We start from the raw sequence: 15,626 nt of genomic DNA, 5'->3' as shown, positions 1-15,626 counted from the left end.
CTCAGCCGTAGCTGGCGTCGGTGAGGCGTATCATGCTGAGAAAGCCGGTCTCTGGGTCTTTGTAAGCCCCGAGCTCCAGCACGCCGCTGGTGACGATCTTCACGTTGAAGGGCGTCACATCCACGATGCGCTTGGTGTAGACCGCGACGATGTCATTGGGCCATTCGGCCTCGGTCTCGCAGAAGGGGCAGACCGCCATGGGCATCTTGGTGAGCACGAAAAACCGGCTCTCGGCCTTCAGCGGCGGCGCCATGAACCCCTCGACCGTCAGGCGCTTTCCAGCGCTGGCCTTGGCGAGGTCCGAGAGGCCACGGCCCTTGGCCTGATAGAGCTCGCGCACTTTCAGCGGGTCTTCGGCGGCAGCAGCGGTGGTAATGAAGGGTGTGGCGAGAGCGGAGGCGATGAGCCTGCGGCGGGTCAGCATTGGGGGGTACCTATCGGTCGGAACGGCAGCGGGGGCGGTCTGTGCCGCCCCCGCCCAGCATATCAGATCAGGGTCACTCGGCGGCGACGGCGTGGTTCATCACGTGGAAGATCACGTTCTGCTCGATGGTGCCGTCGAAGAGATGCGCCCAGGGGCCTTTGGCGTAGACGGCGACGTCTTCACCCGAGTGGCTTTCCGACGACTTGGGGATCAGCGCCTGCTGCACATAGTCGAGGTCGGTCGCCTCTTCTTGGGTCACATCGGGGCGCGAGCCGGCGTAGTCGTTGCCTTCCTGTACCAGCACCGAGCCGGCACCGTTGAGGTAGCCCACCACGGTGTAGGGCTTGCCGTCGTCGGCCAGCACCAGTTCGTCCGAGTGCATCTCGCCGGTCTTGGCGACGTCGTAGCACAGACCCTCGATCGGGGTGCCGCGACCGCAATAGCCGTTGAAGGCGATCGAGTGCTCGTGGTCGGCGGTGACGATGATCAGCGTGTCGGCGTCATCGGTCAGCTCGTCGGCCATGGCCACGGCGTCGGCGAAGGCCATGCCGTCGATCATCGTGCGCTTGGCGTTGCCGGCGTGGTTCGCGTGGTCGACGCGGCCCGCTTCGATCTCGAGATAGTAGCCGTTGTCGTTCTTCGACAGATACTCGATCGCCGCCTTGGTCATGTCGGCCAGCGAGGGCTCGTCATCGTCGGCGCGGTCGGCTTCGTATTCCATGTGGCTGTCGTTGAACAGCGCGAGGATCGGGGTCTCGCCGTCGAGGTTGAGGCCGCTGAAGGTCTCGGTGTTCCAAGCGTATTGGGTTCCCTTGCCGGTGGCCTGCTCGATCAGGTTCACGCCATCGGGACGGCGGCCGTTGCCGCCCTCGTCGAGCGTCACATCCTCACCGGCGAAGTAGCGGCGACCGCCGCCCATGGCGAGATCGACGACACCCGCGTCCATCTGGTCGATCAGCTGGGCCGCGATGTCTTTCTGGGCGGTGCAGCCCTCGGGCACTTCGCCTTCCCAGTTGCGGTTGGCGGTCTTGGCATAGACGCCCGCGGGGGTGGCGTGGGTGAGGCGCGCGGTGGAGATCACGCCAACCGATTTGTCCATGCCGGTGACGATCTCGGCGAAGGTGGTCAGTTCGTTGCCTGCCACGGTCGCGCAATCGTCGTGGATCGCGTCGCCGCCGAGGTTGATCAGGTTGAAGCGCTGCTTGACGCCGGTGTTCATCGCGCCCGCGGTGGGGGCCGAGTCCGGGGTCTGAGCGTTGATGTTGTAGGTCTTCACCAGCGCGCTGTGGAAGTCGGGCGTCTCGTAGGGCAGCACGTGCTCTTCGCCCAGTTTGCCTTCTTGCTGACCGGCATAGAGGCGGGTGGCGTAGTTGGTGCCGACGCCATTGCCGTCGGCAACCAGCAGGATGACGTTCTTGGCACGGCCGGTGTTCACTTCGCGGTTGATGATCGCCTGAATGGCGTCCTGACCGGCGGTGAACCAGGCGTCATTGGCCTGCGAGATGTCCTGAGCGCTGGCGGTGCCAGCGGCGAGGATCATGGCGAGAGAGGTGGTGGTGAAGATCGTTTTCACGACTGCGACGCTCCGAAGTTCGGGGGGCAGGGCCCATTGCACGATTGAGGGTGTCTCAGGCCTCAGACCGCATCTGCGTCACGGGTGTGTGATGATTGGATGAAAGAAATGTAAAACGGACTTTGGCGACCGCCATTCGCATGGGGCCGCATGTCTGCTTCGGGCGCAATTTCCGGTCGGCGCGGGGTCTGTATGGCGCCCGGCGCACGTGATCGGAAATGCAAAGTAACGATATAACGTTTCGGCATTCATGTCGAGAAGAGATCTCGAGCCATCGCCTTACTGAAAGAAATACTGCGCGTAGATCGGCGCGCAGCCTGCGCCGAGGGCGCGCGCGTTGGCGCCGACCTGCGCCGCTTCGGGGCGGGGGGGCAGCATGCCACGGGTGTCGAGCCTTTCGAGCGCCTCGCGGGTGCGCGTCACCACCCGGTTGCGCACGTCGGCGGGCATGGCTCCGTCGATCAGCGCCACTTCGAAATCCATCACCGAGCCGATTGAGCGGATCGCATGTGCCAACGCATCGCCGGTGCGGTCCACCCAAGGGCCGATCTGCGCCTCGAAGGCGCGCCAGTCCTGCGGCTGCGTCCAGAGCGCCGTGGCATCAAGCCCATCGGCGACGATCGCCGCCTCCAGAAGATAGAGCGAGGCGGCGTCGATCAGCGGCAGTTCACCGCCCTCGGGCGCAGGCACACGCAGCGAGCCGAAGGCACCTGCGTTGTTATGCGCGCCAACGGTGACGCTGGAATTCAGAACCACACCGCCGCCGATGAAGGACCCGATAAAGAAATACGCGTAGTCGCCGAACTCGCGCCCGCGGCCAAAGACATGCTCGGCGCGGCAGGCGGCGGTGCCGTCGTTTTCGGTGAAGAGCGGCAGATCAGAGGTCTTGGCGATTTCTTCCTGCACGTTAATTTCCGCCCAGACGCTGAAATCCACCGGCGCGCCCAGCACCTCGGTCCAGCTCCAGATCTCCGAGGGCGCGGCGATGCCGATGCCGCAGAGGCGCTCGCGCTGGTAGGCGCTCAGCCCGTGCGACAGCTCGTCCATGCCGGAGGCGAGATAGGCGAAGATCTCGGCGGGCATGGGGTAGCGGTAGGTGGTCTGCGACTGGCCGAGCACGTCGCCGAGCAGGTTCATCACCACCAGATCGGCGGAGCGGCGCCCGATCTTCAGGCCAAACGACAGCGCCGCATCGGGGTTGAGCGTCATCGGCACCGACGGCTTGCCGACCCGTCCGCGCTTTGGCTCGCCGCGCAGCAGGAACTCCTCGGCCTCCAGCTTGCGCAGGATGTTCGACACGGTCTGCGCCGACAGCCCGGTGTGCTTGGCGATGTCGCTGCCCGGCAGGGCGCCATAGCGTTGGATCAGCGACAGGATCAGCCGCTCGTTATGAGCCCGCACGCCGATCTGATTGGCGCCGTCGCTGAGCTTGCGGATCTCGCAGATGTCCATGGCCCGCTCTCCTCCGGGTCTCTTTCTCTTGGGTCCCAGACTACCCGCTCGGGTTAATAAATCAATTTTAATTATTTATTGACGCAAAGTCAGAATCGACGCTATCAACATGGGCAATCCGTTGGAGGACGGAGAGTTTCACGGCGGCCAACGTGCCGCCATACGACCCAGAGGGAGGAGGAGACCCCATGAAGAAGCTGATTTCCGTCAGCGCGTTCGCGCTGCTCGCATCCACCGCCGGTGCCTATGCACAGGAGGGCGGAAGCGCCTGCCTGATCACCAAGACCGACACCAACCCGTTCTTCGTGAAGATGCGCGAAGGTGCCGCCGCCAAGGCCGAGGAACTGGGCATGACGCTCAACTCCTATGCGGGCAAGGTCGACGGCGACAATGAGACTCAGGTGGCTGCGGTCGAGACCTGCATCGCCAATGGCGTCGACGGCATTCTGATCACCGCGTCCAGCACCTCGGCCATCGTGCCGTCGATCCAGCAGGCGCGCGACGCGGGCATTCTGGTGATCGCGCTCGACACGCCGCTCGACCCCATCGACGCCGCCGATATGACCTTCGCCACCGACAACTATCTGGCCGGTGAACTGATCGGGCAATGGGCCGCCGCCAAGCTTGGCGATGCCGCTGCCGACGCGCGTGTGGCTTTCCTCGATCTCGATGTCAGCCAGCCTACCGTCGGCGTGCTGCGCGATCAGGGTTTCATGAAGGGCTTTGGCATCGACACCAAGGACGAGAACAAATGGGGCGATGAGGATGACAGCCGCATCGTCGGTCACGACGTGACGCAGGGCAACGAAGAGGGGGGCCGCAAGGCGATGGAGAACCTTCTCGCCACCGACCCGATGATCAACGTCGTCTATACGATCAACGAGCCCGCCGCTGCCGGTGCCTATGAGGCGCTGAAGGCGATCGGACGCGAGAGCGACGTGCTGATCGTCTCGGTCGATGGCGGCTGCCCGGGGGTGAAGAACATCGCTGAGGGCGTCATCGGAGCCACCTCGCAGCAATACCCGCTGCTGATGGCGTCGAAGGGCATGGAGGCGATTGCCGCCTACGCCAAGGATGGCACCAAGCCCGAGGCGACCGAGGGTAAGAACTTCTTCGATACCGGCGTGGCGCTGGTGACCGATCAGCCCGTCGAGGGCGTCGAGTCGATCTCGGTCGAAGAGGGCACGGACCTCTGCTGGGGCTGATCCCTGACGTCTGCGGCCCGCGCGAAAGCCGGGCGGGCCGCACACAACCAACCGCAACCCGTGCGCGCATTGGCCGGTGAGGGGCCTGAGGCGCGCAAACGTGAGAGGAGGGCGCGACATGGCCGAAGCGGACCGATACGAAGACGTGGTCCGAACCCGGAGCGACGAAAAGTTCGCCGAGTTCGAGGACAGCGGAAAGGGCCTTTGGGGGCGCTTTCACGAGCTTCTGCACACGACCCCGGCCATCGTGCCGTTGATCGTGCTGATCGGGGCCTGCGTGGTGTTCGGGCTGGTGCTCGGCTCGAAATTCTTCTCGCCCTTCGCGCTGACGCTGATCCTGCAGCAGGTGCAGATCGTCGGCGTGCTGGCTGCGGCGCAGGCGCTGATCATCCTGACTGCGGGCATTGACCTCTCGGTGGGCGCGGTGGCGGTGCTCTGCTCGGTGATCATGGGGCAGGTGACCTTCCGCTACGGCGTGCCTGCGGTGCTTGCCGTGCCCATCGGCCTTGCCTGCGGTACCGCCATCGGGGCGGTCAACGGCTGGCTGGTCAGCAAGGTCAAACTGCCGCCGTTCATCGTCACGCTTGGCATGTGGCAGATCGTTCTGGCGGTGAACTACCTCTACTCCGCCAACGAGACGATCCGCGCGCAGGACATCGAGGCGCAGGCGCCCTTCCTGCAGTTCCTCGGCACAAAGTTCACCGTCGGCGGCGCGGTGTTCACGCTGGGCGTGGCGCTGATGCTCGGTCTCGTGCTGGTGCTGGCCTATGTGCTGCGCTCCACCGCTTGGGGCCGCCATGTCTATGCCGTTGGCGACGATCCCGAAGCGGCGCAATTGGCGGGTGTCGACCGGCACCGCACGATCATGTCGGTCTACATGCTGGTCGGCTTCATCTGCGGGCTTGCGGGCTGGGTGATGATCGGGCGCTTCGGCTCTGTGTCTCCCTCTGCCACCACAGGCGTCATCGGCAACATTCAGGCGATCACCGCCGTGGTGATCGGGGGCATCTCGCTCTTCGGCGGGCGCGGCTCGATCCTCGGGGCTTTTTTCGGGGCGCTGATTGTCGGCGTGTTCGAACTGGGCTTGCGCATGGCCGGAGCCGACCCGCAGTGGACCTATCTTCTCATCGGTGTGCTGATCATCGCCGCCGTGACCGTGGACCAATGGATCAGAAAGGTGACGGCATGAGCCAGAAACCCGTTCTTGAAGGCCGTGGCCTCGTCAAGCGCTACGGCAAGGTAACCGCTCTGGACCATTGTGATTTCGACCTGATGCCGGGGGAAATTCTCGCCGTCATCGGCGACAATGGTGCCGGGAAATCCACGCTGATCAAGGCCCTCTCGGGGGCCATCCAGCCCAACGCCGGAGAGGTGCTCCTCGAAGGCCAACCGGTCAGCTTCGCCTCTCCCAATGATGCCCGCGCCGAGGGGATCGAGACCGTCTATCAGACCCTCGCCATGTCTCCGGCGCTGTCCATCGCCGACAATATGTTCATGGGACGCGAGCTGCGGATGCCGGGGGTGATGGGCTCGGTCTTCCGCAAACTCGACAAGCGCAAGATGGAGGAATTTTCGCGCCAGAAGCTGGCCGAACTGGGCCTGATGACGATCCAGAATATCAACCAGCCGGTCGAGACCCTGTCGGGCGGCCAGCGGCAGGGTGTGGCGGTGGCGCGTGCGGCGGCCTTCGGCTCGCGCGTGGTGATCCTCGACGAGCCCACCGCGGCGCTTGGGGTGAAGGAAAGCCGCCGGGTGCTCGACCTCATCCAAGAGGTGCGGGCGCGGGGCATTCCGATCATTCTGATCTCGCACAATATGCCGCATGTCTTCGAGGTGGCGGACCGGGTGCATGTGCACCGGCTGGGCAAGCGGCTCTGCGTGATCAATCCCAAAGAGCACAGCATGTCCGACGCGGTGGCCTATATGACCGGCGCGGCGGTGCCCGAAGGGGTCGCCGAGCCCGCCTGAGCGCGGGGTGGCATCTGTAACTGACCTGCGAGGGGGCGGCGAAAGGCGCCCCCTTGTCGCGTCTTGCGGGTTCCCGCGTTTCGCCTTGAAACCTCGCGCGCCGCCTGTCTAGCTGGAGCCGAGGAACGGCGCAGCCGCGCCAGTGAGGAGACCCCATTGATCATGACCGATGCCAAGACGCCCAACGCCCATTTCGTGACACAGCGCGGAGGGGGTCGCTGATGGACGCCGTCGTCATCCACGCCCCGAAGGATCTGCGGCTCGACACGATCTCTGCGGCCCCTGCGCCCGGTCCCGGTGAGGTGCGCATCGCGGTGAGCCATGGCGGCATCTGCGGCTCGGACCTGCACTACTACCTGCACGGCGGCTTCGGCGCGATCCGCATCCGCGAGCCCATGGCGCTGGGGCATGAGGTCTCGGGGATCATCACCGATGTCGGCGCCGGGGTCAGCGGCCTGTCGGAAGGCGACAAAGTGGCGATCAACCCCTCGCGGCCCTGCGGCGACTGCGAATACTGCCTGCGCGGCATGGCCAACCATTGCCTCGACATGCGCTTCGCCGGATCGGCCATGCGGATGCCGCATGAGCAGGGGTTCTTTCGCGCGCAGCTGACCCTGCCTGCGCGGCAGGCGGTGCTACTGTCGCATGGTGCCGATCTTGCGCTCACCGCCATGTCAGAGCCGCTGGCGGTCTGCCTGCACGCAGTGCGGCAGGCGGGCAGTCTGATCGGCAAGCGGGTGGCGGTCTCGGGCTGTGGTCCCATCGGCTGCCTGACCATCGCCGCGGCGAAACTGGCCGGCGCCGAAGAAATCATCGCCACCGACATTTCCGCCGCCGCGCTGGAGGCCGCTCGCACCATGGGCGCGGACCGGGTGCTCAACATCGCCGAGCATGAGGGCGCGCTGAGCCCTCTGCAGGCGGGCAAGGGGCAGGTCGATGTGGTGTTTGAATGCTCCGGTGCGCCGGTTGCGGTGGGCGCGGCCTGCGCGATCCTGCGCCCGCGCGGTACGCTGGTGACCGTCGGCCTTGGTCCCGAGACGCCGCTGCCGATGACCGTGATCGTCTCCAAGGAACTGCGCCTGATGGGCAGCTTCCGCTTCGATCCCGAGTTTGCCACGGCGGCGCGGCTGATCGACAGCGGGCGGCTCGACGTCAAACCGCTGCTCACCGGCGTGCTGCCGGTGGCGCAGGCGCAGGAGGCGTTCGAGCTGGCCGCCGACAAGACCCGCGCAATGAAGGTTCAGATCGCCTTTCACGCGCCCTAACCCTGTGCTGACGCCCGGCGTGTCAGCGCGATGCGCCGGGCCAGCGCCAGAAGGAACATCCCCGACAGGATCAGGATGATCGTCGGCGCAGGCGCGCTGTCGAGGTGAAAGCTGAGGTAGGTGCCCGCCAGCATTGCACAAACGTTGGCAAGGCTCGCGACCAGCATCATCCGGCCAAAGCTGCGCGCCATCAGAAAGCCGATGGCACCTGGCGCGATCAGCAGGCCGACGGCGAGGATCAGCCCGGTCGCGGTCAGCGTCGCCACGATGGTCAGCGAGATCAGCGTCAGCAGCCCATAGTGCAGCAGCCCCACCCGCAGCCCGCTCGCCCGTGCCTGTGCCGGGTCGAAGGCGAAAAGCAGCAGGTCCTTCCACTTCAGCAGCAGCGCGGCGCTTACGCCCAGCGAGATCAGCCCGGCGGTCCAGAGGTCCTCAGCCCCCACGCCCAGCATGTTGCCAAAGAGGATATGGTCGAGATGCACATTGGTGTGGATCTGCGTATAAAGCACGATCCCCAGCGCAAACATGCCCGAGAAGACCACGCCCATCACCGTGTCCTGCTTCACCCGGCTGTTGCCCGCAAGGAATCCGGTGGCGAGCGCCGTAACCATGCCCGCGGCAAAGGCCCCAAGGATCAGCGGCAGGTTCAGCACATAGGCCAGCACCACACCGGGCAGGATCGCATGGCTCACCGCGTCGCCCATCAGCGCCCAGCCCTTGAGCACCAGAAAGCACGACAGCAGCGCGGTCGGCAGCGCGACGATGGCGCAGATCGCAAAGGCGTTCTGCATGAAGGGGAATTGAAACGGCAGGGTCAGGCTCTCGATCATGCTGCCTCCTCCAGCGCCGCGCGCGCCTTGCGCCGCGCCGCCAGCCGTCCGTGTTTCGGCGCGAAGGTGAAGGCCAGCAGGAAAATCGCCGTCTGCAGCAGCACGATGATCCCGCCGGTGGCCCCGTCGAGGAAGTAGCTGAGGTAGGCGCCGGCAAAGCTGGTCAGCGTGCCGATCGCCACCGAGGTGAGGATCAGCCGTGGAAAGCGGTCGCAGAGCAGATAGGCGGTGGCCCCCGGGGTCACCACCATGGCCACCACCAGAAACGCCCCGACGGTCTGCATCGCCGCCACCACGCAGGCCGACAGCAACATGAAGAACAGCGCCTTCAGCAGCCCCGGCCGCAGCCCGATCGAGCGTGCGTGGCTCTCGTCGAAGAACACCACCATCAGGTCTTTCCACTTGGCCAGCAGCACCGCCAGCGAGACCACGCCGATGATCGCCAGTTGCGCTGTGTCCTGCGGCGTGATGGCGAGGATGTTGCCCATGGTGATGGTCTGGATCGACACGGCCATCGGGTTCACCGAGGCCATGAACAGGCCAAGCCCGAAGAACGAGGTGAAGATCAGCCCGATCACCACGTCGCTCTTCAGCCCCGAGCGGTCCGACAGCAGCAGCATGGCCGCCGCCGCCAGCCCGCCCGACAGGAACGCTCCCAGCGCGAAGGGCAGGCCGAGCATGTAGGCGCCCGCGACGCCCGGCACCACAGAGTGCGAAAGCGCGTCGCCGATTAGCGACCAGCCCTTGAGCATCAGGTAGCTCGACAGAAAGGCGCAGACCGCCCCCACAAGCGCCGAGACCCACATGGCGTTGGTCATATAGCCGTAGGTGAAGGGCTCCAGCAGGCTCATTCCTGCGCCTCCCGTTTAACCCGGCGCGTCTCGCCGCCATAGCGCACCAGCGGGCGTTCGTCGTCGGTGAGGATCGAGACGCGGCGAGGGTCTTCGTCGTCGTGCAGATCGGCGCCCTCGATGGTGAAATGCCGCAGCACCCCGCCAAAGGCCTCTTCCAGCGCGGCGCGGGTGAAGGTGGTCTCGGTCGGGCCATAGGCGAGCACCGTGCCCTTGACCAAAACCGTGCGGTCGCAGAACTCGGGCACCGTGCCAAGATTGTGGGTCGAGACCAGCATCACCCGGCCCTCCGCCTTCAGTTCGCGCAGCAGCGCGATGATCTGCTCCTCGGTTTTCACGTCGACGCCGGTGAAGGGCTCGTCGAGCAGGATCACCTGACCCTCCTGTGCCAGCGCCCGGGCGAGGAAGACGCGCTTTTTCTGCCCGCCCGACAATTCGCCGATCTGGCGGCGACGAAAATCGCTCATATTGACCCGCGAGAGCGCCGCTTCGACCGCCGCGTGATCCGCCGCCGACGGGCGGCGCAAGAACCCCATTTGGCCGTAGCGGCCCATCATCACCACGTCCTCGACCAGCACCGGGAAAGACCAATCCACCTCTTCAGACTGCGGCACATAGGCGACGAGGTTGCTCTTCAGCGCCTGTTTCACCGTCTGGCCAAGCAGGCTGATCTCGCCCTTTGCCACCGGCACGAAGCCCATGATCGCCTTGAACAGCGTCGACTTGCCGGCCCCGTTGACACCGACCAGCGCGGTGATCGTGCCGCGCGGCACCTCGAAACTGGCGTCGCGCAGCGCGGTGTGGCCGTTGCGATAGGTGACGGTGACGCCCGTGACCGCGATGCCAGTGTCAGTGATACCAGTGTCAGCGATGTCCTCGGGGCGGCTCATCGCGACAGGCCCTGCGCCAGCCCGTCTGCGATGGTCTCCGAAGTCACCCGCAGCAGGTCGAGATAGCTCGGCACCGGCCCGCCGGGCTCGGAGAGGCTGTCGACGTAAAGCACGCCGCCATAGCTTGCGCCGGTTTCCCGCGCCACCTGCTCGGCGGGGCGGGTGCTGACGGTGCTTTCGCAGAACACCGTGGGGATATCGTTCTCCCTGACCCCGTCGATCACCGCGCGCACCTGCTGCGGCGTGCCCATCTGGTCGGCGTTCATCGGCCAGAGATAAAGCTCTTTCATGCCGAAATCCCGCGCCAGATAGCTGAAGGCGCCTTCGCAGGTGACCAGCCAGCGCTGCGCCTCGGGGATCTGCGCCACCGCATCGCGCAGCGGCTCAAGCGTGGCGCGCAGCTTGGACTTATAGGCCTCGGCGTTGGCCTCATAGACCGCCGCGTTCTCCGGATCCTGATCGGCAAAGGCGTTGGCGATATTGTCGATGTAGATCTGCGCGTTCTCCAGCCCCATCCACGCATGCGGATTGGGTTTGCCCTCATAGGCGCCGGCGGCGATGGGGATCGGGTCGATGCCCGTCGTCAGCGTGACCGAGGGCACGTCCCGCAGGTTCGACAGGAACTGTTCGAACCACAGTTCCAGATTCAGCCCGTTCCACAGGATCAGATCGGCACCCTGCGCCCGCACGATGTCGCGCGGGGTGGGGGCATAGCCGTGGATCTCTGCACCGGGCTTGGTGATCGAGACTACATCGGCGGCGTCTCCGGCGACCTGCGCCGCCATGTCGGCGAGCACGGTGAATGTGGTGACCACCTTCATCTTCTCTGCCGCCGCGCCCCCTGCGCTGGCAAGGGTAAAGGCGGCGGTGCCGAGGATCAGCGCAAGACGGGACGGCATGGGAACTCCTTTGGCTCTGTCCTGTGAATGTAAATGCGAGGCATTCGCATTAGTCAATGGGTAATGCGAGTCGTTCTCATTTGCATTACCTTCAGGCGGCACGCCTCCACGCTGTTGCCACGTCCCGGGGCAGGGGATAGAAAACCGCCTTGAACAGGAGTTTGCCCATGTCATCGGTTGCACCGGATTTTGCACAGGCCCTGCGCGACGCGGGGCTGCGCGTCACGCAACAGCGTATGATCGTGCTGTCGGTGCTGATGCAGGCCGAGGATCATCCCAATGCCGACGAGCTTTTCGCGCGCACCAAGGTGATCGACGGCTCGGTCTCCTTCGCCACGGTCTACCGCACGCTCTCGGCGCTGGAAGAGGCCGGGCTGATCCGCAAGCTGAGCTTCGAAGACGAGCCCGCGCGGTTCGAACTGACCCCGGCAGCAGAGCATGACCACCTCGTGGATGTGGACACCGGCGAGGTGATCGAGATCGAGAGCGAGGAAATCGAACGCCTGCGCCGCGAATTGGTCGAACGCCTCGGCTATGAGATCATCAGCCACAACACGCTGATCCGCGCCCGCAAGAAGCCCCGCTCGTGACGCCCGGGACGATGGCCCGATCCTTCATTGTTCCGCAAATACGCAAGGTGCCGCTTCGGCCAGAGGTAACGCCATGCGTATTTTGAGAACAATGAAGTCAGGGGAGATTTGCTCTGCCCGCGGGCTCGGCTAGGGTCGCATCATGGATTCGGGGATGGATTGGCACTGGGCCCGCGCTGCGCTCGACTGGCAGGTCGAACTCGGCATCGACGAGGCGATCGGCGAGACGCCGGTGGACCGCTTTGCGCATGAGGCGGCGGAGCAGGCGGCGCGCGCCGCGCCTGTGGCAGCGCCTGAGCCAAAGGCCGGTGCAACGGCGACGCCAATGGCCGAGCCCGAGGGGCCCGATCCGGTGGATCTCGCGCGCGAGGCGGCGCGGGGCGCGGGCAGTCTTGAGGGGCTGCGCGAGGCCATGGCGGGTTTCGAGCATTGCGAGCTCAAACGTGGCGCGCGCAACCTCGTTTTTTGCGATGGGGTGCCCGAGGCGCGGGTGATGATCATCGGCGAAGCGCCGGGGCGTGAGGAAGACCGGCAGGGCAAGCCTTTCGTCGGGCGCGCCGGGCAGTTGCTGGACCGCATGCTCGGCGCCATCGGGCTGAGCCGCGCCGAGTCGGTCTACATCACCAATGTTCTGCCCTGGCGTCCGCCGCAGAACCGCGATCCGCGGCCCGATGAGATCGCCATGATGACGCCCTTCCTGACCCGGCATATCGAGCTGGCTGATCCTGATCTTCTTGTGATCATGGGAAATATCTCCTGCGACGCGCTTCTTGGAAAGCGTGGCATCACCCGGTTGCGTGGAAAATGGACCGAGGCGGCGGGCCGCCCCGTGATGCCGATGTTCCACCCCGCCTACCTGCTGCGCCAGCCGGGCATGAAGCGCCACGCATGGGCCGATCTGCTGGAGCTTCAGGCCAAGCTCAAGGCGCTGGGGTGATGCGCCCGGCGGCGCGGCCGGGGCGCGTCTGGGCCGGGGTTCTCTGCGGGATGCTCTGGTGCGGGCTTGCGGGGCCGCTGCGCGCCGAGCGCGGCTTTGCAGCAGATTTTGATGCGCTTTTCGACAAGCACGCTGCCGAGATCGCGACGCCATCGCCGGGCACCGAGGTGCTCGAACTGCCGGGGCCGGTGATCCTCACCCGGCGCAGCGGCGCGGGCGTCTGGGCCGAAGATCAAAGCGGTCATGGCCGCGCGGGCTGCGCCTTGCAGCGGCTTGTCGAGGTCACCGCCGCCGTGCAGCTTTGCCCCGAGCTTCTGAATGCCGCCGAGCGCGACCGGCTGGCAACACTGCTGATGAAGGCTGCCGCGTTCGCCGGTCGGAACACCTATCCGCCGCTGCCCGAAGAGGCGCACCGCGCGGCACTGATGACCGAGCTTGCTGCCGCACGGCAGGCGCAGCTGGGGGCCTGTCCGACGCCCGAGGCCGATTGGGTGCGGTTCGCCCGCAGCCTCGCCACGGATGGCGCCGCCCGCCGCTTCGAACGCATCTTTTCGGTGCCGCGCCTGCCGCTGGCGCAGCCCTGTCCCTGAGCTTTAGATACCGGAGGCCGCATGAGCCGCATCGACGAAACCCGAGAGTTCATTCCAGTGCGCATTGCCGTGCTGACGGTGAGCGACACCCGCAGCCTTGCCGAGGACCGCTCCGGCGACACGCTGGTGGCGCGGCTGACCGAGGCGGGGCATAAGCTGGCAGATCGCGCAATCGTGAAGGATGACCGGGCAGGCATCGCCGATCAGTTGCGCGTCTGGATCGCCGATCCCGAGGTGGATGTCATCCTGTCGACCGGGGGCACCGGGCTCACTGGCCGGGATGTCACCGTCGAGGCGCACCGCGACGTCTACGAGAAAGAGATCGAAGCCTTCGGCACGGTCTTCACTCTTGTTTCCATGCAGAAAATCGGCACCTCTGCGGTGCAGTCGCGGGCCACGGGCGGGGTTGCGGGGGGCACCTATCTCTTCGCGCTGCCCGGCAGCACCGGCGCCTGCAAGGACGCATGGGACGAGATCCTGCGCTGGCAGCTCGATTATCGGCACCGTCCCTGCAACTTTGTTGAGATTTTCCCGCGTCTCGACGAGCATAAACGGCGGAAATGACGCGCGCCCGCGTATCCTTGTCATGGCTTTCCTTGTGCTTGGGCTCGGGCATAAGGTGATATCAGCCAGACAGGGGGGCGATGCCCCTCGATTTCGCGGGACGTTCATATGCGGTTTCTTCGGCGGAGCCTGACCGGGCTCTTTCTCCTTTCGCTGACGCTGGGCCTGCTGGTCTGGGCCGGGCTGCTGGTGCGCGATGCCGTGCAGGCGCGGCTCAGCGATACGCCGCGCATTCCGCAGGCGCGCGAACGGGTTTTTGCGGTGAACGTGGTGGAGGCGCGGGAAGGCAGCGTTTCGCCAGAGATGACCGCCTTTGGCGAGATCCAGAGCCGCCGCATGCTGGAGCTTCGCACCGCGGTGGGCGGCACGCTGATGGAGCTGGCGCCTGAGTTTGTCGAGGGCGGGCGCGTCGCGGCGGGCACGCTGCTGGCGCGGATCGACCCGGCGGACATGCAGGCGGAACTGGAGCGGACCCAAAGCGCGCTGGAGGATGCCGAGGCCGAGCGCCGCGAGGCGATCCGTGCGGTCGAGCTGGAAAAGGATGCGCTGGCGGCGGCCGAGGAACAGGCCGAGTTGCGCCAGCGCGCCTACCAGCGGCAGGCAGATCTGCAATCGCGCGGCGTGGGCACATCGGCGCTGGTGGAAGAGGCGGAGCTTTCCGCCTCCTCGGCGCGGCAGGCGGTGGTGACCCGCAGGCAGGCGCTGGCGCAGGCCGAGGCGCGGGTGGACCAGAGCAGCACCGCGCTGGCGCGCGCGCGCATCGCGCTTGACGAGGCGCAGCGGCGGCTCGACGAGACGGAAATCCGCGCCGGGTTCGATGCCCAGCTCGAGGATGTCTCGGTGGTGGCCGGGCGCCGGGTTTCGGCCAATGAACAGCTGGCGACGCTGGTGGACCCGCAGGCGCTGGAGGTGGCCTTCCGCGTCTCGACCCAGCAATATCTGCAACTGCTCAACGCGTCGGACCGCCCGCGCGAACTGCCGGTCACGGTGACGCTGGATTTCTACGGCGCCTCGGTCAGCAGCGCCGGGACGCTTACCCGCGAGGGGGCGGCGGTCGGCGAGGGGCAGACCGGGCGCCTGCTCTTTGCCTCGCTGGATACCCCGCGCGGCTTCAAGCCCGGGGATTTCGTCACCGTGAAGATCGCCGAGCCAGCGCTCGAGCAGGTGGTGCGCCTGCCTGCGACCGCGCTGGGGGCCGATGGCGATGTGCTGGTGCTCGACGCCGAACAGCGGCTGGAGGCGCTGCCGGTGGAACTGCTGCGGCGGCAGGGCGACGAGGTGATCGTGCGGGCCGCGGCGCTGGACGGGCGGCTGGTGGTGTCCGAGCGCACGCCACTTCTGGGCGCGGGGATCAAGGTCCGGCCCCTGAGCGCCGAGGCGTCGGCGGGCGGCCCAAGCGGGCCCGATGTGACCTCTGAGGCGGCGATGCTGGAACTCAGCGCCGAACGGCGCGCGCGGCTGGTCGCCTTCATCGAAGGCAACAGCGGCATGCCGGCGGAGGCGAAACAGCGGCTCTTGGCGCAGATCTCGGAACCCAAGGTGCCCGCGCAGGTGATCGAACGGCTCGAAGCGCGGATGGGAGGCTGAG

16 protein-coding genes are annotated in these 15,626 nt (G+C 66.2%); 9 read left to right on the top strand and 7 right to left on the bottom strand.

What is annotated here, in order from left to right; genetic code table 11:
• Nucleotide 1: 1 nt before the first annotated feature.
• The 3 genes from AYJ57_RS14330 to AYJ57_RS14320 all read right to left on the bottom strand — a co-directional run bounded on the left by AYJ57_RS14330 (nucleotide 2) and on the right by AYJ57_RS14320 (nucleotide 3,449).
• Nucleotides 2-424 (bottom strand): hypothetical protein, encoded by a 423-nt coding sequence (locus tag AYJ57_RS14330; RefSeq protein WP_066107365.1) that lies wholly within the window; start codon nucleotides 422-424, stop codon nucleotides 2-4.
• A 73-nt stretch (nucleotides 425-497) separates the two neighbouring features.
• On the bottom strand, nucleotides 498-1,964 hold the full coding sequence (locus tag AYJ57_RS14325; RefSeq protein WP_066110316.1) for an alkaline phosphatase: 1,467 nt from the start codon (nucleotides 1,962-1,964) through the stop codon (nucleotides 498-500).
• Nucleotides 1,965-2,276: 312 nt separating this feature from the next.
• A complete protein-coding gene (locus AYJ57_RS14320; protein WP_066107362.1) occupies nucleotides 2,277-3,449 on the bottom strand; it encodes an ROK family transcriptional regulator in 1,173 nt (390 codons plus the stop codon).
• A gap of 188 nt (nucleotides 3,450-3,637) precedes the next feature.
• On the opposite strand from AYJ57_RS14320, the gene AYJ57_RS14315 reads away from it, so the two are divergent.
• From AYJ57_RS14315 to AYJ57_RS14300, 4 genes are all read left to right on the top strand, one after another.
• Nucleotides 3,638-4,654: a sugar ABC transporter substrate-binding protein gene (locus AYJ57_RS14315; protein WP_066107359.1), complete on the top strand. Its 1,017-nt coding sequence runs from the start codon at nucleotides 3,638-3,640 to the stop codon at nucleotides 4,652-4,654.
• Between the two features lie 118 nt (nucleotides 4,655-4,772).
• A complete protein-coding gene (locus tag AYJ57_RS14310) occupies nucleotides 4,773-5,843 on the top strand; it encodes an ABC transporter permease (protein ID WP_066107356.1) in 1,071 nt (356 codons plus the stop codon).
• Entirely contained in the window at nucleotides 5,840-6,622 is a 783-nt protein-coding gene (locus AYJ57_RS14305; RefSeq protein ID WP_066107353.1) for an ATP-binding cassette domain-containing protein, read from the top strand. The genes AYJ57_RS14310 and AYJ57_RS14305 overlap by 4 nt, the downstream gene beginning before the upstream one ends.
• 221 nt (nucleotides 6,623-6,843) lie before the next feature.
• Entirely contained in the window at nucleotides 6,844-7,887 is a 1,044-nt protein-coding gene (locus AYJ57_RS14300; protein WP_066107350.1) for an L-idonate 5-dehydrogenase, read from the top strand.
• On the opposite strand, the gene AYJ57_RS14295 is transcribed toward AYJ57_RS14300, so the two are convergent.
• The 4 genes from AYJ57_RS14295 to AYJ57_RS14280 are packed head-to-tail and all read right to left on the bottom strand — an operon-like array spanning nucleotide 7,884 to nucleotide 11,357.
• On the bottom strand, nucleotides 7,884-8,717 hold the full coding sequence (locus tag AYJ57_RS14295) for a metal ABC transporter permease (RefSeq protein WP_066107347.1): 834 nt from the start codon (nucleotides 8,715-8,717) through the stop codon (nucleotides 7,884-7,886). The two genes, AYJ57_RS14300 and AYJ57_RS14295, sit on opposite strands and share 4 nt — an antisense overlap.
• Complete coding sequence (locus tag AYJ57_RS14290) at nucleotides 8,714-9,568, bottom strand: metal ABC transporter permease (RefSeq protein WP_066107343.1); 855 nt, start codon at nucleotides 9,566-9,568, stop codon at nucleotides 8,714-8,716. Before AYJ57_RS14290 ends, AYJ57_RS14295 begins: the two co-directional genes overlap by 4 nt.
• The gene (locus tag AYJ57_RS14285) at nucleotides 9,565-10,458 is read right to left on the bottom strand and encodes a manganese/iron ABC transporter ATP-binding protein (protein WP_066107340.1); all 894 of its coding nucleotides are present in this window, start codon (nucleotides 10,456-10,458) and stop codon (nucleotides 9,565-9,567) included. Before AYJ57_RS14285 ends, AYJ57_RS14290 begins: the two co-directional genes overlap by 4 nt.
• Complete coding sequence (locus AYJ57_RS14280) at nucleotides 10,455-11,357, bottom strand: metal ABC transporter substrate-binding protein (RefSeq protein ID WP_066107336.1); 903 nt, start codon at nucleotides 11,355-11,357, stop codon at nucleotides 10,455-10,457. Before AYJ57_RS14280 ends, AYJ57_RS14285 begins: the two co-directional genes overlap by 4 nt.
• Nucleotides 11,358-11,524: 167 nt before the next feature.
• On the opposite strand from AYJ57_RS14280, the gene AYJ57_RS14275 reads away from it, so the two are divergent.
• The 5 genes from AYJ57_RS14275 (at nucleotide 11,525) to AYJ57_RS14255 (ending at nucleotide 15,625) form a co-directional block, all read left to right on the top strand.
• Nucleotides 11,525-11,947 carry a Fur family transcriptional regulator gene (locus tag AYJ57_RS14275; protein WP_066107333.1) on the top strand — a complete coding sequence of 141 codons (423 nt, stop codon included), beginning with the start codon at nucleotides 11,525-11,527 and terminating at the stop codon, nucleotides 11,945-11,947.
• Nucleotides 11,948-12,089: 142 nt separating this feature from the next.
• Nucleotides 12,090-12,884 (top strand): uracil-DNA glycosylase, encoded by a 795-nt coding sequence (locus AYJ57_RS14270; RefSeq protein ID WP_066107330.1) that lies wholly within the window; start codon nucleotides 12,090-12,092, stop codon nucleotides 12,882-12,884.
• Nucleotides 12,884-13,474, top strand: a complete 591-nt coding sequence (locus AYJ57_RS14265; RefSeq protein WP_083191297.1) for a hypothetical protein — start codon at nucleotides 12,884-12,886, stop codon at nucleotides 13,472-13,474. Before AYJ57_RS14270 ends, AYJ57_RS14265 begins: the two co-directional genes overlap by 1 nt.
• Nucleotides 13,475-13,495: 21 nt before the next feature.
• Nucleotides 13,496-14,038: a molybdenum cofactor biosynthesis protein B gene (moaB, locus tag AYJ57_RS14260; RefSeq protein WP_066107327.1), complete on the top strand. Its 543-nt coding sequence runs from the start codon at nucleotides 13,496-13,498 to the stop codon at nucleotides 14,036-14,038.
• A gap of 108 nt (nucleotides 14,039-14,146) precedes the next feature.
• Entirely contained in the window at nucleotides 14,147-15,625 is a 1,479-nt protein-coding gene (locus AYJ57_RS14255; RefSeq protein ID WP_066107324.1) for an efflux RND transporter periplasmic adaptor subunit, read from the top strand.
• Nucleotide 15,626 lies beyond the last annotated feature (1 nt).

Source organism: Salipiger sp. CCB-MM3 (assembly GCF_001687105.1).
Taxonomy (GTDB): domain Bacteria; phylum Pseudomonadota; class Alphaproteobacteria; order Rhodobacterales; family Rhodobacteraceae; genus Salipiger.
Note: the sequence above shows the minus strand (reverse complement) of the source record. Positions and strands in the feature narration are given on the sequence as shown.

What these genes read in the sequence shown, in the direction of transcription:
- AYJ57_RS14330 (WP_066107365.1), bottom strand. Translation starts at nt 424, where the DNA reads ATGCTGACCCGCCGCAGGCTCATCGCCTCCGCTCTCGCCACACCCTTC.
- AYJ57_RS14325 (WP_066110316.1), bottom strand. Translation starts at nt 1,964, where the DNA reads ATGATCCTCGCCGCTGGCACCGCCAGCGCTCAGGACATCTCGCAGGCC.
- AYJ57_RS14320 (WP_066107362.1), bottom strand. Translation starts at nt 3,449, where the DNA reads ATGGACATCTGCGAGATCCGCAAGCTCAGCGACGGCGCCAATCAGATC.
- AYJ57_RS14315 (WP_066107359.1), top strand. Translation starts at nt 3,638, where the DNA reads ATGAAGAAGCTGATTTCCGTCAGCGCGTTCGCGCTGCTCGCATCCACC.
- AYJ57_RS14310 (WP_066107356.1), top strand. Translation starts at nt 4,773, where the DNA reads ATGGCCGAAGCGGACCGATACGAAGACGTGGTCCGAACCCGGAGCGAC.
- AYJ57_RS14305 (WP_066107353.1), top strand. Translation starts at nt 5,840, where the DNA reads ATGAGCCAGAAACCCGTTCTTGAAGGCCGTGGCCTCGTCAAGCGCTAC.
- AYJ57_RS14300 (WP_066107350.1), top strand. Translation starts at nt 6,844, where the DNA reads ATGGACGCCGTCGTCATCCACGCCCCGAAGGATCTGCGGCTCGACACG.
- AYJ57_RS14295 (WP_066107347.1), bottom strand. Translation starts at nt 8,717, where the DNA reads ATGATCGAGAGCCTGACCCTGCCGTTTCAATTCCCCTTCATGCAGAAC.
- AYJ57_RS14290 (WP_066107343.1), bottom strand. Translation starts at nt 9,568, where the DNA reads ATGAGCCTGCTGGAGCCCTTCACCTACGGCTATATGACCAACGCCATG.
- AYJ57_RS14285 (WP_066107340.1), bottom strand. Translation starts at nt 10,458, where the DNA reads ATGAGCCGCCCCGAGGACATCGCTGACACTGGTATCACTGACACTGGC.
- AYJ57_RS14280 (WP_066107336.1), bottom strand. Translation starts at nt 11,357, where the DNA reads ATGCCGTCCCGTCTTGCGCTGATCCTCGGCACCGCCGCCTTTACCCTT.
- AYJ57_RS14275 (WP_066107333.1), top strand. Translation starts at nt 11,525, where the DNA reads ATGTCATCGGTTGCACCGGATTTTGCACAGGCCCTGCGCGACGCGGGG.
- AYJ57_RS14270 (WP_066107330.1), top strand. Translation starts at nt 12,090, where the DNA reads ATGGATTCGGGGATGGATTGGCACTGGGCCCGCGCTGCGCTCGACTGG.
- AYJ57_RS14265 (WP_083191297.1), top strand. Translation starts at nt 12,884, where the DNA reads ATGCGCCCGGCGGCGCGGCCGGGGCGCGTCTGGGCCGGGGTTCTCTGC.
- moaB (WP_066107327.1), top strand. Translation starts at nt 13,496, where the DNA reads ATGAGCCGCATCGACGAAACCCGAGAGTTCATTCCAGTGCGCATTGCC.
- AYJ57_RS14255 (WP_066107324.1), top strand. Translation starts at nt 14,147, where the DNA reads ATGCGGTTTCTTCGGCGGAGCCTGACCGGGCTCTTTCTCCTTTCGCTG.